The 12,847-nt window shown below is 33.9% G+C and carries 15 protein-coding genes and 8 tRNA genes; 22 read left to right on the top strand and 1 reads right to left on the bottom strand.

What is annotated here, in order from left to right; translation table 11 throughout:
• The first annotated feature begins 42 nt into the window (after positions 1-42).
• The 4 genes from THEWI_RS08375 to pepV all read left to right on the top strand — a co-directional run bounded on the left by THEWI_RS08375 (position 43) and on the right by pepV (position 2,856).
• Positions 43-119, top strand: a tRNA-Val gene (locus THEWI_RS08375).
• Between the two features lie 20 nt (positions 120-139).
• Positions 140-215 (top strand) — tRNA-Ala (locus tag THEWI_RS08370).
• A gap of 89 nt (positions 216-304) precedes the next feature.
• The gene (locus THEWI_RS08365) at positions 305-1,390 is read left to right on the top strand and encodes a glycosyl hydrolase family 18 protein (RefSeq protein WP_014063085.1); all 1,086 of its coding nucleotides are present in this window, start codon (positions 305-307) and stop codon (positions 1,388-1,390) included.
• Positions 1,391-1,461: 71 nt separating this feature from the next.
• On the top strand, positions 1,462-2,856 hold the full coding sequence (pepV, locus tag THEWI_RS08360) for a dipeptidase PepV (RefSeq protein ID WP_014063084.1): 1,395 nt from the start codon (positions 1,462-1,464) through the stop codon (positions 2,854-2,856).
• 20 nt (positions 2,857-2,876) lie between these two features.
• On the opposite strand, the gene THEWI_RS08355 is transcribed toward pepV, so the two are convergent.
• A complete protein-coding gene (locus tag THEWI_RS08355) occupies positions 2,877-3,308 on the bottom strand; it encodes a hypothetical protein (RefSeq protein ID WP_003870186.1) in 432 nt (143 codons plus the stop codon).
• Positions 3,309-3,492: 184 nt separating this feature from the next.
• On the opposite strand from THEWI_RS08355, the gene THEWI_RS08350 reads away from it, so the two are divergent.
• The 18 genes from THEWI_RS08350 to THEWI_RS08270 all read left to right on the top strand — a co-directional run bounded on the left by THEWI_RS08350 (position 3,493) and on the right by THEWI_RS08270 (position 12,829).
• Positions 3,493-3,569: transfer RNA gene (locus THEWI_RS08350), tRNA-Val, on the top strand.
• A 410-nt stretch (positions 3,570-3,979) separates the two neighbouring features.
• Complete coding sequence (locus THEWI_RS15815) at positions 3,980-4,729, top strand: amidohydrolase (RefSeq protein WP_244262195.1); 750 nt, start codon at positions 3,980-3,982, stop codon at positions 4,727-4,729.
• Positions 4,717-5,154, top strand: a complete 438-nt coding sequence (locus THEWI_RS15810) for a zinc-binding metallopeptidase family protein (RefSeq protein ID WP_244262194.1) — start codon at positions 4,717-4,719, stop codon at positions 5,152-5,154. The genes THEWI_RS15815 and THEWI_RS15810 overlap by 13 nt, the downstream gene beginning before the upstream one ends.
• A gap of 253 nt (positions 5,155-5,407) precedes the next feature.
• The gene (locus tag THEWI_RS08340) at positions 5,408-6,181 is read left to right on the top strand and encodes a prolipoprotein diacylglyceryl transferase (protein ID WP_003870182.1); all 774 of its coding nucleotides are present in this window, start codon (positions 5,408-5,410) and stop codon (positions 6,179-6,181) included.
• Positions 6,182-6,323: 142 nt separating this feature from the next.
• Positions 6,324-6,788: a GAF domain-containing protein gene (locus tag THEWI_RS08335; RefSeq protein WP_014063082.1), complete on the top strand. Its 465-nt coding sequence runs from the start codon at positions 6,324-6,326 to the stop codon at positions 6,786-6,788.
• A gap of 52 nt (positions 6,789-6,840) precedes the next feature.
• Positions 6,841-7,062, top strand: a complete 222-nt coding sequence (locus tag THEWI_RS08330) for a NifU family protein (RefSeq protein ID WP_003870180.1) — start codon at positions 6,841-6,843, stop codon at positions 7,060-7,062.
• 96 nt (positions 7,063-7,158) lie between these two features.
• Positions 7,159-8,640, top strand: coding sequence for a hypothetical protein (locus tag THEWI_RS08325; protein ID WP_014063081.1), 1,482 nt, complete (start codon positions 7,159-7,161; stop codon positions 8,638-8,640).
• Positions 8,641-8,643: 3 nt separating this feature from the next.
• Positions 8,644-8,814 (top strand): alpha/beta-type small acid-soluble spore protein, encoded by a 171-nt coding sequence (locus THEWI_RS08320; RefSeq protein ID WP_003870178.1) that lies wholly within the window; start codon positions 8,644-8,646, stop codon positions 8,812-8,814.
• Positions 8,815-8,839: 25 nt separating this feature from the next.
• Positions 8,840-9,586 (top strand): NAD-dependent protein deacylase, encoded by a 747-nt coding sequence (locus tag THEWI_RS08315; RefSeq protein ID WP_004401923.1) that lies wholly within the window; start codon positions 8,840-8,842, stop codon positions 9,584-9,586.
• A 74-nt stretch (positions 9,587-9,660) separates the two neighbouring features.
• Entirely contained in the window at positions 9,661-9,864 is a 204-nt protein-coding gene (locus tag THEWI_RS08310; RefSeq protein ID WP_003867228.1) for a cold-shock protein, read from the top strand.
• A 60-nt stretch (positions 9,865-9,924) separates the two neighbouring features.
• Positions 9,925-10,809, top strand: coding sequence for an Hsp33 family molecular chaperone HslO (hslO, locus tag THEWI_RS08305; protein WP_006569986.1), 885 nt, complete (start codon positions 9,925-9,927; stop codon positions 10,807-10,809).
• Between the two features lie 125 nt (positions 10,810-10,934).
• Positions 10,935-11,010, top strand: a tRNA-Val gene (locus tag THEWI_RS08300).
• Between the two features lies 1 nt (position 11,011).
• Positions 11,012-11,088, top strand: a tRNA-Asp gene (locus THEWI_RS08295).
• A gap of 5 nt (positions 11,089-11,093) precedes the next feature.
• Positions 11,094-11,169, top strand: a tRNA-Phe gene (locus tag THEWI_RS08290).
• 4 nt (positions 11,170-11,173) lie between these two features.
• Positions 11,174-11,249, top strand: a tRNA-Gly gene (locus THEWI_RS08285).
• 4 nt (positions 11,250-11,253) lie between these two features.
• Positions 11,254-11,328 (top strand) — tRNA-Cys (locus THEWI_RS08280).
• Positions 11,329-11,438: 110 nt separating this feature from the next.
• Positions 11,439-11,774 (top strand): thioredoxin family protein, encoded by a 336-nt coding sequence (locus THEWI_RS08275; RefSeq protein WP_003870175.1) that lies wholly within the window; start codon positions 11,439-11,441, stop codon positions 11,772-11,774.
• A gap of 122 nt (positions 11,775-11,896) precedes the next feature.
• Positions 11,897-12,829, top strand: coding sequence for a GGDEF domain-containing response regulator (locus THEWI_RS08270; RefSeq protein WP_003867231.1), 933 nt, complete (start codon positions 11,897-11,899; stop codon positions 12,827-12,829).
• Positions 12,830-12,847 lie beyond the last annotated feature (18 nt).

Genomic DNA, 12,847 nt, shown 5'->3' with positions numbered 1-12,847 from the left:
GACAACCTTTTATTAAAATTGTATAATAAAAAAGCAAGAAGTGGGGTTATAGCTCAGCTGGTCAGAGCGCTACGTTGACATCGTAGAGGTCACAGGTTCGATCCCTGTTAACCCCACCATTTTTTTATATGGGTTACATGGGGATATAGCTCAGTAGGGAGAGCGCATGCCTCGCATGCATGAGGTCAGGGGTTCGAATCCCCTTATCTCCACCAAACTGAAAATAAAATATTTTTATACATAAAATTTATTTTTTATCAAAAGATATAACCGAATCATAAAAATGAGGAGGTTATATCTTTTTATGTGGAAAAAATTGAGATTGATATCAATCTTGATAATTTTGCTATTAACCATATCAATATCTTTGAGCGGATGTAAAAGTACAGCTCAAAAACCCTTTTTCAAACCTTTTAGTAAGATAGGAGTAAAAAAACTTCAAGTAGTAGGATTTTATGTTGATTCTGCTGGCCCAGATAATTCATATCAATCATTGGTAAAGTATTCAAGATATATTGATACACTTTCTCCCTTGTGGCTTACTGTAGAAGGAGACGGGACAGTAAAAGATTCTACAAACCCTCAAGCGCTGGCTTATGCGAAAAAACAAGGGATAAAAGTAGTTCCTCTTGTTAATGTGGCTAACAGCAAAGATGAAGTTCTTTTGGATCCAAATATCCGAGAAAAGGCTATTTCTCAATTAATGGCTTTATTAAAAAAACATGATTTTGACGGTTACAACATAGATTTTGAGTTTATTCCTCATGGAACTAAGAATTATGTTCAGGACAAAGATTATCTTACGGCTTTTATAAGCAAAATAAGACCGCTTATCAAAAAAGAAGGTAAAATTCTTGACATTTCCGTTATACCTCATTATCAGGTACCTAAAGAAATATCAGGTATATACGACTATCACGAATTAGCGCCTTTAGTGGACCATGTCACCTTGATGACCTATGATAGGCATAATGCTTCTTCACCGCCGGGACCTGTTTCTCCTGAGCAGTGGGTGGAGTACAACGTCAAAGATGCACTAAATGAAGGTTTTAAACCTGAACAAATATGTTTAGGAGTAGCTACTTATGGATATGATTGGCCTGCAAGTAAAAGTGGTGGTTTCTCTCGCCCTACAAAAGAAATACTTACAAAAGCACAAATTCAAGGAATTCAAATAAAGTGGAGCGACCAATACCAAGAGCCTTATTATGTCTATTATGACAAAAACACGGGAATAACGAGAGAGGTATGGTTTGAAAACTCTGCCACTTTAGCTGAGAAGATAGAAGTTGCTAAAAGGTATAATTTACATGGCATATGTGTGTGGAGGATTGGCTTTGAAACCCCTTCCTTTTGGAATGTTATAGGTAAGAAAATAGGAAGCAGATAGAAAAATATTGAAAACATTTAAGTAAAGGTATATAATAGAGATGTGATTACCAAATTATTGGGGGGATTTTTATGGATTTAAATTCCTACATAGACAATATGAGAGATGACATTATAAAATCTGTTCAAGAGTTAGTCAAGATAAAAAGCGTACAAGATGAACCGAAACCAGGAATGCCTTATGGAGAAGGTGTTGCTAAGGCATTGGACAAAGCTTTAGAGATTGCACAAAGTTTAGGCTTTAGGACTAAAAACGTGGATGGCTATGTAGGGTATGCAGAATACGGCGAAGGAGAAGAAATGATAGGAGTTTTGGGACATTTAGATGTAGTTCCAGAAGGTGATGGGTGGACTTATCCACCTTATGGTGCTGAAATACATGATGAAAAGATATATGGGAGAGGTACTGTAGATGATAAGGGCCCTATAATTGCTGCTTTATACGGGCTAAAGGCTATAAAAGACGCTGGGTTAAAGCTTTCTAAAAGAGTGAGAATTTTATTTGGAACAAATGAAGAGACAGGTTCTCACGAGATTGCTTATTATTTAAAACACGATGAAGCTCCTACAATGGGCTTTACTCCTGATGCTCAATATCCAATTATATATGCAGAAAAAGGAATAACAATGTTTAATGTGGTAAAAGACTTTAATAAAAAGTCCAGCAACATTGTTATAAAATACATCAAAGGTGGAGAAAGGCCTAATGTAGTACCAGGCTATTGTGAAGCTGGATTAGAGGTAAAAGAGGCAAATAAGAAGAAAGAAATTCAAGATAAGTTAGAAGCCTTCATAAAAGAGACTGGTTACAATTTGAAGGCTGAAGAAAAAGACGAAATGCTTGTAATCAAATCAGTAGGGGTTTCGGCTCATGGCAGCCTTCCACACTTAGGGAAAAATGCTATAATGCAGCTATTTCTCTTCCTTGACAGAATAGATTTAGAGGATAGCGATGTCAAAGATTTTATACATTTCTTTGCTACAAATGTGGGAATGGAAACAGATGGAAAAACTTTTGGGATATACTTAAAAGATGAAACAGGAGAATTGACTTTTAACGTTGGTACTATTCAATTAGATGAAAACAAAGGAGTATTAGGATTAAATATTCGATATCCTGTAAAATATAAATATGAGGATTGGATGAATATTTTTGAAGAAAAAATCAAAACTAATGGGATGAGAATAGAAGACATGCTCCATCAACCACCTTTGTATTTCCCACCAGACCATCCTTTGATAAAAACTTTGAGCAAAGTTTATGAAGAACAGACGGGACAGAAAGCAGAGCTTTTAGCAATAGGTGGAGGAACTTATGCGAAAGAGATGCCTAACACAGTAGCATTTGGGCCTGTTTTTCCAGGCAAGCCAGAGTTAGCACATCAAGCGGATGAATATATAGAAATTGAAGATTTGATATTAAATGCAAAAATTTATGCTCACGCTATATATGAATTAGCAAAATAAAATCCCTCTTTTGAGGGGTTTTATTTTAAACTAAAATATAATTTATTTTCTTCTAGCATAAATCCTAATTCTTCCCAAGGCAAAGATGTATTATTAGAATATACTGAAATGACACCAATATCGCGTAGAAACTCAGAAACAGTTTTTATAATTTGTTTTTCTAGTTCTTTTTTGTCAATTTCTTTTTCAAAAGACACAGAAAGTTCATTAATTATAATTCTATTAACTGGTTCATAAGAGTCTTGGAAAATTGTCAGCCAAAGTCGAAAGTTTTTTTCTATTCCATTTAGAAGAATAAACCATTCAGTATCATCTTCATATTTTAGAATATGTTGTATCAAGTTAATTTGTAAAATTTTTTCTATTTCCCACTTCATGAGGGAAAGGTATTCGTCGCTAAGAATTTCGCTCAAAGTAATGTTTATGCATCTCAATGATAATAAGTCATTCATGATATCCCTCTTTTTATAAAATGATATTCTTATTTGGTGATTTTTACTATATAGTATATGTTATTATGCAAGTAAGTGGTTTTATATTATAAATTCTATTAAAACGTTTAAAGTCCTTCTTTGTATTAAAAAATTTGTGATTGACATATTTTAGAGAGATGTATATAATAAAAATATAGAAAGTGGGGTTATAGCTCAGCTGGTCAGAGCGCTACGCTCACATCGTAGAGGTCACAGGTTCGATCCCTGTTAACCCCACCAATAATATGAAGATTTTCCGGCATTGTATAGATGCCGGGATTTTTATTTTTTGATGTTTATGCAGGAATGGTAATATTTTGCCCCTGTTGCCCAAGGAGGCAGCTCTATTCTTTTTATGTGTTTTCTTCTTCAATGTTTTTGTAATTATTCTCTAAGTGGTAAATATGTCTATACCTATTTGAGGGAGATACAAAAAGGTTCTTGACTTTACAGTTTTAAATTGATAACATAAATTACAACATGTTATACACAATAGTAATCATTACTTTCGTTATCCTTGGCTGGGATTATGGTTAAATCAACAGAACCGTAAATCCCCTTATTCTAAATGAAGAAATGCTTATAGACTGCTTAGTGATGTTGATAAACATTTTTGTAAAATTCATATAGGTTAGGAAGGAGTTATAGGTGTGGAACAATTGAAAAAGAAGGTCATTTCTTTTATCGATAGTATTAAGGGGGAGATTTTTGAAATTGCTGATGAGATATACAAAAATCCTGAGCTTGGAAATCAAGAATTTAAAGCTTCAAAACTATTAAAGGAAAAAATAAACGGTTATGGTTTTTTAGTAAATGAAGTCGAAGGCCTGCCAACTGCTTTTTTGGCACAGAAAAAAGGTAAAAAACCTGGTCCCAAGGTGGCGCTTTTGGCTGAGTATGATGCTCTTCCAGAAATAGGTCACGCTTGTGGTCATAACTTAATTGCAGCTGCAAGTTTTGGAGCTGCAGCAGCCTTAGGGGCATTAGATGAAGAGCTTTTCGGCGAAGTGATGTTAGTAGGTTCCCCTGCAGAAGAAACTGACGGTGCCAAGGTAATACTAGTAGAAAGAGGTATTTTTAATGATGTGGATGCAGCTATGATGGTACATCCTGGCAATAGAACTACTGTATATACTACTTCACTTGCCATAGAACCTCTGGAGTTTACATATACGGGTAAAGCAGCGCATGCCGCCGCTGCACCTCACCTAGGCATAAATGCTCTGGACGCGGTCATCCTTCTTTTCAACGGTATCAATGCCTTAAGGCAGCAGTTGAGACCTGATGCGAGAATCCATGGGATAATTACCGAAGGAGGATACACTCCCAATATTATTCCCGAAAGAGCTGTCGCCCGCTTTTACGTGAGGGCAAAAGAAAAAAATACATGCTGGAGGTAAAGGAAAAAGTAATAGCCTGTGCCAAGGGTGCTGAGGTGGCAACTGGAGCAAAGCTTTCATATAGAAATTTTGAGCTTGGCTTTGACAACCTAGTAACCAATAAAACTATGGCTGAGACATTTAAAGCTAATTTAAAGGAACTGGGTTATCATGATATAAGCGATAAGGAAGAGGGCGTTGGCTCAACGGACATGGGAAATGTAAGCCAGGTTGTGCCTTCTATCCATCCCCACATTGCCATAGCTGAAGAGGACATAGCACCTCATAGCTTGGAATTTTTGAAAGCTGCAGGTTCAGAGAGGGGAAAGGAGGCAGCCGTACTTGCAGCCAAAGCTCTGGCTATGACTGCGGTAGATATAATGACAAAAGAGGAATTGCTAAAGAAGATAAAAGAGGAGTTTAAAAAAACGGTTGAAATTTCTTAAATATTCCTCGCGAGCAATTTCTTATACCAATCAGAGTAGAAGGAAGCTTGCTGCCTTTATTTTTATGTAATTTAGGTTTGGTGCCAAAACTTTTTATGTTGAGGATAGATTTTTTTATTTCAGAGTCATATAAAAGCATTATAAGGAAATAAAAGTCACCTCTTGACATATTATCGAAATGCTGTAGAATGATATTATAATGAAAATCTTATCAGAGTTTTCTGTTTAAAAACTATTGTATGGAGGTTGTATGATGTACATTCCGACAATTAGCCCTTATGCTTTTAAAATTGGTCCAATTGCTGTTCATTGGTATGGAATTTTTATGGCTATTTCTATTGCTATTGGTGGATATTATTTGTACAAAGAGGCAATGAAATTAAATTACGATGAAGACTTTTTATTAAATCTATTAATGATTGTAGTAATTTCTGGTGTTATAGGTGCTCGATTGATGTTTGTATTGGCAAATTATCCTGAGTGGTTTATTAAAAATCCTATTCAAGTGTTAAAGATTTATGAAGGTGGACTTTCATGGCATGGTGCAGTTTTAGGTGGTTTTTTAGCAGGGCTTTATTATTGTCGTAAAAAAGGTGTGAGGATAAATCCTCTAGAGGATTTCGCAGTTTTAGGACTTTCAATTGGTAATATATTAGTCAGAATAGGAAATATATTTAACCAAGAAGTATTAGGAAGGCCGACTGAGTTTGCCTTTGGGAGATGGCCTGCGCAATTAGTAGGAGTTGCTATGGGAGTAATACTTCTCATAAGATATTTTTATATACAAAAAAAGCACATGCCTGATGGATATCAATTTTGGTCTTTTATATTTTATTATCAATTAATGAGAGGTTTAATTGAAGAAACAGTAAGGGACAATCCTTTAATATGGCCTGTATATTTAAATGAAAAATGGGGAATAGGATTTTTTACTTTAACTCAGTTAGTAACACCTTTTATTTTGATATTGGCATACTGGATGATTAGAAGGGTTTTAAATGACCCCAATAAACAATTTTACAATTAAACTGCCTTTGAGGCAGTTTTCTTATTTAAGGCAAATTGAATTAATCTTTAACTATTGATAAATCTAAAAGGGAACTACTTTATTTTATAACATTTTAATGGTAAAATTATATTGATAAATTTTTTACAGAGGAGCTGAAAAGATGGAAAAAAGAAAAGTTTTTGATGACTTATTAGTTAGGATTGACCAAAAGGCAAGAGAAATTGATGATATGGATGAATTTTATGGTGAAGTTGTTAAGATATTAGCAGACAATATTCCTTACTATAATTGGACAGGTTTTTATTTCATGAAGGATGGAGAGTTAGTAATAGGACCTTATATTGGTAGACCTACAGAACATGTGAAAATTAAAGTAGGACAGGGGGTTTGTGGAAGAGCTGTTGCAGAAAAAAATACTATAATTGTAGATGATGTAACAAAAGAAGATAATTATTTGGCTTGTAGTCTTGAGACGAAATCGGAAATTGTAGTGCCAATATGGGTTAATGGCGACATAATAGGAGAAATAGATATTGACAGCGATGATTTGGCTGCTTTTGATGAAGAAGACAAAAGATTTTTAGAAAAAGTTGCAGAAATTATAAGTCGAAAACTCAAAAAATAGATTTCCATTGATTTTTGTGGTATAATAATTGTGTCAGGAAGGAGGATAGGCTATGAGAGAAAGAGTAGAGGAAGTATTAGAGCTTCTAAGACCATCTCTTCAAGCAGACGGAGGAAATGTGGAACTTATTGACGTTACAGAGGATGGAATTGTAAAGGTAAGGCTGACAGGTGCTTGTGGAGGATGCCCTTTTGCTACGTTGACGCTGAAAGAAGGCATTGAAAGGGCTATCAAAGAAGAAATTCCTGAAGTGAGGGAAGTAATAGCAGTTTAAAAATCCGGGTTATCCGGATTTTTTTGTTATATAAGCAGGAATTTTTAACCATACATAGAATAGTATATATGGGAATATTTTCAAGGAGGTCTATGTATGGTTAAAAAATTTTGTTTAGCAGGATTGATTGCCTTGATATTATTTTTAAATTTATCAAGTGCCTATTCAGAAGCTAATCCTTATTCAGAAGAAAAAATATTACAAGAAATAATAATGAAGGTACCTTTTACAAGGGGATTAAAATTGGTAGAACATAAGTTGCAAAATGGGTTATATAGCTTTAAATTTGAAGGAAGTAATCCCTTTAAGAATTTAAAAATTGTATACAATAGTGACAATGATAAATTGGAGTATATAGATTACTATGAAAATACTTTTACACCTTTTGACAAAAATTTATCAGCAAAATATTCAAAAAGTGAGTCGATAATTTTAGCCCACAATTTGATATCTTCAATTACAGGAGAAGAATATCAATTTGTAAAAAGCCTTTCAGATGATGAGTATATTGATGAAAGTTTAGAAAAACCATATATTTATAAGTTAATTTTTAAAAAAGTGATAAATCACCTGATAGTGGATAATAGAGAAATAGTTGTGTACATAGATTCTCATTCAGGAGAAGTTGTTAAATTTTTTGGTGAAAATCTTTCGGAAAAAGTGGAATATGAGGGTACAAAGGATATTAAAAGTATTGGCGAAATAAAAAGCCTATATCAAAAATATATTGTTCCTCAGCTTATGGCTTATAAAGAAGGCAAAAAGTATCAGTTAGTGTATATTTCCTCTTTGAATCCTTTGTTTTATGGGATTGATGCCAAAAGTGGTATTTTTATTGATTATAAGGGAAATGATATTAAAGAAGAAATGATTACACTGGATTTTGCAAAGTTAAAAGACGATTGTTTTAATTTAAAAAATCCAGAGACAATTGCTCAAGATATAGCAAAAAATTTAAAAATAGATAAAATTTCTTTGCTCAAATCCGGTTATGTGAATAATTTTTGTTTGACGGGTAAACCGGCTGTGGCCTATGATTGGAATTTTACAAGTTTAAAAGACAAAATTTTAAATATAAATGTAGCAATTGATTCTCACGACCAAAATATTCTTCACTTAGGTTTTGGTTATTGGAATTATAATGAGAAAAATTTTAGAGTACTTGATATGGAAGAGGCAAAGACATATGTGAAAGAACATCTTTATAATTATTTGTCTTGTGATTTTTTGGTAGCATATCCTATGAATTATCGAGATAATAAAATTTATACTTTTTATAGACAAACAAACAATACGATAATTTCTAATAATTATATAACCATTGAAACAAATGAGGAAGGAATAGTTAAAAAAATAATTTTTAATTGGGATTATATTGATTTTCCAAAGATAGACAATACTATCAATACACAAGTTGCTCAAAATATTTTTATAGATAGTGGTTTTAAACTGTACTATTTTATAACAGAGAATAAAAAAGGTAAATTAGTGTATATACCTAACTCTTTGGAGTTTATGATAGATGCCAGCACAGGGAAAAAGATATATTACAGTTCTTTAAATTGGGAGGAGGATTAGAGAATGGACAATGAAATTTTGAAACTTGAAGCGGCTGAAGAATTAGGACTTCTTGAAAAGGTAAAAAAAGTTGGATGGTCTAAGTTATCTGCCCAAGAAACTGGGAAGATAGGTTCAATAGTTAAGAAAAAGATGAAAATGCAACAGGAGGTAGGAAAAAAAGAAAAGTTGTGATATACTCTATTTGAGGTGAATTGCCATGGGGGATAAAAATTTGTTTGAAGAGGCTGCTCGCCTCATTAAGCAGTCAAGAAAAACTATTGTATTGACAGGAGCAGGTATATCAACGGAAAGTGGTATACCTGATTTTAGAAGCCCAGGAAGGGGTCTGTGGGAGAAGTTAGATCCAATGGAGGTTTTGTCAACGGGAGTATTGTACAATTTCCCGGAGGAATTTTATAAAGTTGGTTTCAAGATTTTGTCTTCAATGAGAAATGCTGAGCCTAATGAAGCTCATTACATATTAAGCGAAATGGAGAAAGAAGGTATAATTTTTGGAGTAATTACACAAAATATAGACAATCTTCATCAAAAAGCTGGTTCTAAAAATGTATTCGAAGTTCACGGCAATACGAGAGAAGGAAGTTGTTTACATTGTGGAAAAAAAGTCTCTTTTGAAGTTTTAGAGGAAAAAGTAAATAAAAAACAAATTCCTCCTCGCTGCGATGAGTGTGGTGGGTTACTGCGGCCTGATGTAGTACTATTTGGAGATCCTATGCCTTATGTTTTTGATTTGGCAGTAAAAGAAGTAAAGTCCAGCGATTTGTTAATAGTCATAGGTTCTTCTTTAGCAGTTTCGCCAGTGAACTTTTTGCCAGATATAGTAAGACATTTAATAATTATAAATGCGACAGAGACTCCTTATGACTATAAAGCTGATGTAGTTATAAGGGAAAAAGCAAGCTATGCGCTTAGAAATATATGGGATATTATAAAATTTCAATAAAAAATTTGACAATTTGATATATAAGTGCTATGATAGAGAAGTAAATTATTTATCAAGTTTGGAGGAAGATATAAATGGTAAGAGGTAAAGTAAAATGGTTTAATGCCGAGAAAGGCTATGGCTTTATTGAAAGGGAGGATGGCACAGACGTATTTGTCCATTACTCAGCAATTGAAGGTGATGGCTTTAAGACATTAGAGGAAGGACAAAAAGTTGAGTTCGAGGTAGTTGAAGCTGCAAAAGGACCACAAGCTTCTAAGGTAAGAAAGGTAAACTGACGTGAAATTAAACCCTAACATTAAATATGTTAGGGTTTTTTGATATAGGAGGTATTTACTATGAGTGATTACATTGTAAGAGCTACAGCTTATAATAATAAAATATTAGCTATTGCAGCTTTTTCAACACAAACTGCCCAGAAGGCTAAAGAAATTCACAATCTCACACCTACCACTTGTGCAGCTTTAGGAAGAGCTTTGACAGCTGTCGCTATGATGCGAGTTATGATGAAGGGTGAAAAAGACAAGGTCACTTTAGTTATAAAAGGTGATGGGCCTATAGGGAATATTGTTGCAGTGTCAAATTACCCGGGAATTGTCAAGGGGTATGTAGGAAATCCTACAGTGGATTTACCACTGTCTGAAAAAGGAAAATTAGATGTAGGCAAAGCTGTTGGTAAAAATGGATATGTGACTGTTATAAAAGATATAGGTTTAAAGGAACCTTACATTGGAACTGTAGAGCTTCAAACTGGGGAAATCGGGGAAGATATAGCCTATTATTTTTATGCCTCTGAGCAGGTACCTTCTGCTGTTGGGGTAGGAGTGTTAGTGGGAAAAGAAGGAAATGTTTTAGCTTCTGGAGGCTTTATTATACAGTTATTGCCTAATGTTGAAGAAGAAGTTGTAGCAAAGCTAGAGGAAGTACTCAGGAATATTTCTTCAGTTACAGAATTGTTAAGGAATGGATATCTACCAGAAGATATATTGAACCATATATTAGGGGAGATGGGACTTAATATTTTAGAAAGAGTAGATTTAAAATATGAATGTGATTGTTCACAAGAAAGATTTGAAACTGCTATAATTGCTCTTGGAAAAGAGGAGATAGAAAAACTTATTTCAGAAGGACAATCTGTTGAAGCTGTATGCCATTTTTGTGGTAAAAAGTATTTGATAGAGGAAAGTAGGCTTAAAGAATTGCTGAGAATTGCAGAGGAATAAAGCAAATTTAAGAGAATCATCGATATTTTTTATTTTTAATTAGACATAAAGGCGAAAAAATCCTCAAAATAGTGTTGACTAATAGCAGTTTTTTATGTATACTATTACTTGCACGGCAGTAGAATGGTCGTATAGCTCAGCTGGGAGAGCACCTGCCTTACAAGCAGGGGGTCATAGGTTCGAGTCCTATTGCGACCACCACGGCCCAATAGCTCAGTTGGTTAGAGCGCCAGCCTGTCACGCTGGAGGTCGAGGGTTCAAGTCCCTTTTGGGTCGCCAGTTATGCCTCGATAGCTCAGTTGGTAGAGCAAGGGACTGAAAATCCCTGTGTCAGTGGTTCGATTCCACTTCGAGGCACCATTATGCGGACATAGCTCAGTTGGTAGAGCATCACCTTGCCAAGGTGAGGGTCGCGAGTTCGAGTCTCGTTGTCCGCTCCAATATGGCGACATAGCCAAGTGGTAAGGCAGAGGTCTGCAAAACCTTTATTCCCCGGTTCGAATCCGGGTGTCGCCTCCATAAAAATATGAAACTTTAGTGAATCAGGTTATGAAAAAGCCCTAGAAGGGGCTTATATTTTTTAATTTTAAAATCTAATCGTTTGTAGTCTTTTGGATAGGAGGGAAATTATGGATAAAATTAACGACATAGAAAATATAGAACAAATTATAAAGGAAAATGATATGGTATTTCTTTATTTTTCTACACAAGATTGCGGAATATGTACATCATTACTTCCTAAACTTGAAGAAATGCTAGTAAACTATCCAAAAATAAAAAGTTTTCACATTCCTATTGATGAGATTCCGCTGGCTTCTGGTAAGTTTTCTGTTTTTACTGTTCCTACTGTAATAGTTTATGTGGATGGAAAAGAGGCAATAAGAGAGGCTCGTTTTATAAGTATGGACACATTGGAAGAAAAAATTTCAAAATATTACTCTCTTTTCTTTGAAGAAACTGCATAAAATTTTATGTAAAATTTTTTCATTTTTAATTTAAATTTAATTTGCTAAAGTAGTAGTTTTTTTGCCAAAATTTTTATATAATATTATGGGGTTGTTAAATGTTTTTTTGTGGAGGAAGCATTGTGAAGGGGAGAAACATTCTTATTGTCGATGATAACAAACTTACAAGGAAAATTTTGAAAGATATTTTAGAAAATGCTGGGTATGGGGTGCTAGAGGCTAAAGATGGAGAAGAGGCTTTACAAATATACAGGAATAAACTACCTGATATGGTAATATTAGATATAGTTATGCCAGGCATGAATGGCTTTGACCTTTTAAGAATTTTGAGGAAAGAAGAAGAAAATTTGATGCTTCCTATAATACTTTTGACTTCACAGGACAATTTTGAAGAAAAAATTAAAGGGTTGGAATTGGGTGCAGATGATTATTTAGTGAAACCTTTTAATGACAAAGAACTTCTGTTTAAAGTCAATAATTTGTTTCAGCGGATAGAACACAACAGAATGGCCAACCCTCTTACTGGTCTTAGAGGAAATATTGACATTAAAGAAGAAATAAAAAGGCGAATTAAAGAAAACAAGCCTTATGCCATTTTGTATATTGATTTGGACAATTTTAAGTCTTATAATGATTACTATGGTTTTCTAAGAGGAGATAATGTAATAAAACTTACAGCCAAAATTTTATCAGATGCTGTAAATCTGATTGGAAATGAAAGAGATTTTTTGGGACACATAGGTGGAGATGATTTTGTGATAATTACTACTCCTGATAAAGCTGAAGAGATGTGTAAGTATATAATTTCTCGCTTTGATGAGGAAATAAAGTATTTATATGACGATGAAGATAGAAAACGGGGTTACATAGAGACAATTGGTAGGACTGGCGAAAAGATGATGTTTCCACTGGTATCAATTTCTATTGCTATTGTCACAAATGAATTTAGAGATTTTAAAAATGATTTGGAAATAAGTGCAGTAGCTGCTGAATTGAAAAAGAAATTAAAGACAATGGATGGAAGTTGTTATTTAAAAGATAGAAGAAAAGGTTAAAGAAAAGGTTAAAGAAAA

It is taken from the genome of Thermoanaerobacter wiegelii Rt8.B1, assembly GCF_000147695.2.
Classification (GTDB): Bacteria; Bacillota; Thermoanaerobacteria; order Thermoanaerobacterales; family Thermoanaerobacteraceae; genus Thermoanaerobacter; species Thermoanaerobacter ethanolicus.
This window is presented reverse-complemented; position numbering and strand designations above follow the sequence as displayed.

Excerpts from the sequence above, each read along its gene's own strand:
- THEWI_RS08365 (WP_014063085.1), top strand. The coding sequence starts at position 305 with ATGTGGAAAAAATTGAGATTGATATCAATCTTGATAATTTTGCTATTA.
- pepV (WP_014063084.1), top strand. The coding sequence starts at position 1,462 with ATGGATTTAAATTCCTACATAGACAATATGAGAGATGACATTATAAAA.
- THEWI_RS08355 (WP_003870186.1), bottom strand. The coding sequence starts at position 3,308 with ATGAATGACTTATTATCATTGAGATGCATAAACATTACTTTGAGCGAA.
- THEWI_RS15810 (WP_244262194.1), top strand. The coding sequence starts at position 4,717 with ATGCTGGAGGTAAAGGAAAAAGTAATAGCCTGTGCCAAGGGTGCTGAG.
- THEWI_RS08340 (WP_003870182.1), top strand. The coding sequence starts at position 5,408 with ATGTACATTCCGACAATTAGCCCTTATGCTTTTAAAATTGGTCCAATT.
- THEWI_RS08335 (WP_014063082.1), top strand. The coding sequence starts at position 6,324 with ATGGAAAAAAGAAAAGTTTTTGATGACTTATTAGTTAGGATTGACCAA.
- THEWI_RS08330 (WP_003870180.1), top strand. The coding sequence starts at position 6,841 with ATGAGAGAAAGAGTAGAGGAAGTATTAGAGCTTCTAAGACCATCTCTT.
- THEWI_RS08325 (WP_014063081.1), top strand. The coding sequence starts at position 7,159 with ATGGTTAAAAAATTTTGTTTAGCAGGATTGATTGCCTTGATATTATTT.
- THEWI_RS08320 (WP_003870178.1), top strand. The coding sequence starts at position 8,644 with ATGGACAATGAAATTTTGAAACTTGAAGCGGCTGAAGAATTAGGACTT.
- THEWI_RS08315 (WP_004401923.1), top strand. The coding sequence starts at position 8,840 with ATGGGGGATAAAAATTTGTTTGAAGAGGCTGCTCGCCTCATTAAGCAG.
- THEWI_RS08310 (WP_003867228.1), top strand. The coding sequence starts at position 9,661 with ATGGTAAGAGGTAAAGTAAAATGGTTTAATGCCGAGAAAGGCTATGGC.
- hslO (WP_006569986.1), top strand. The coding sequence starts at position 9,925 with ATGAGTGATTACATTGTAAGAGCTACAGCTTATAATAATAAAATATTA.
- THEWI_RS08275 (WP_003870175.1), top strand. The coding sequence starts at position 11,439 with ATGGATAAAATTAACGACATAGAAAATATAGAACAAATTATAAAGGAA.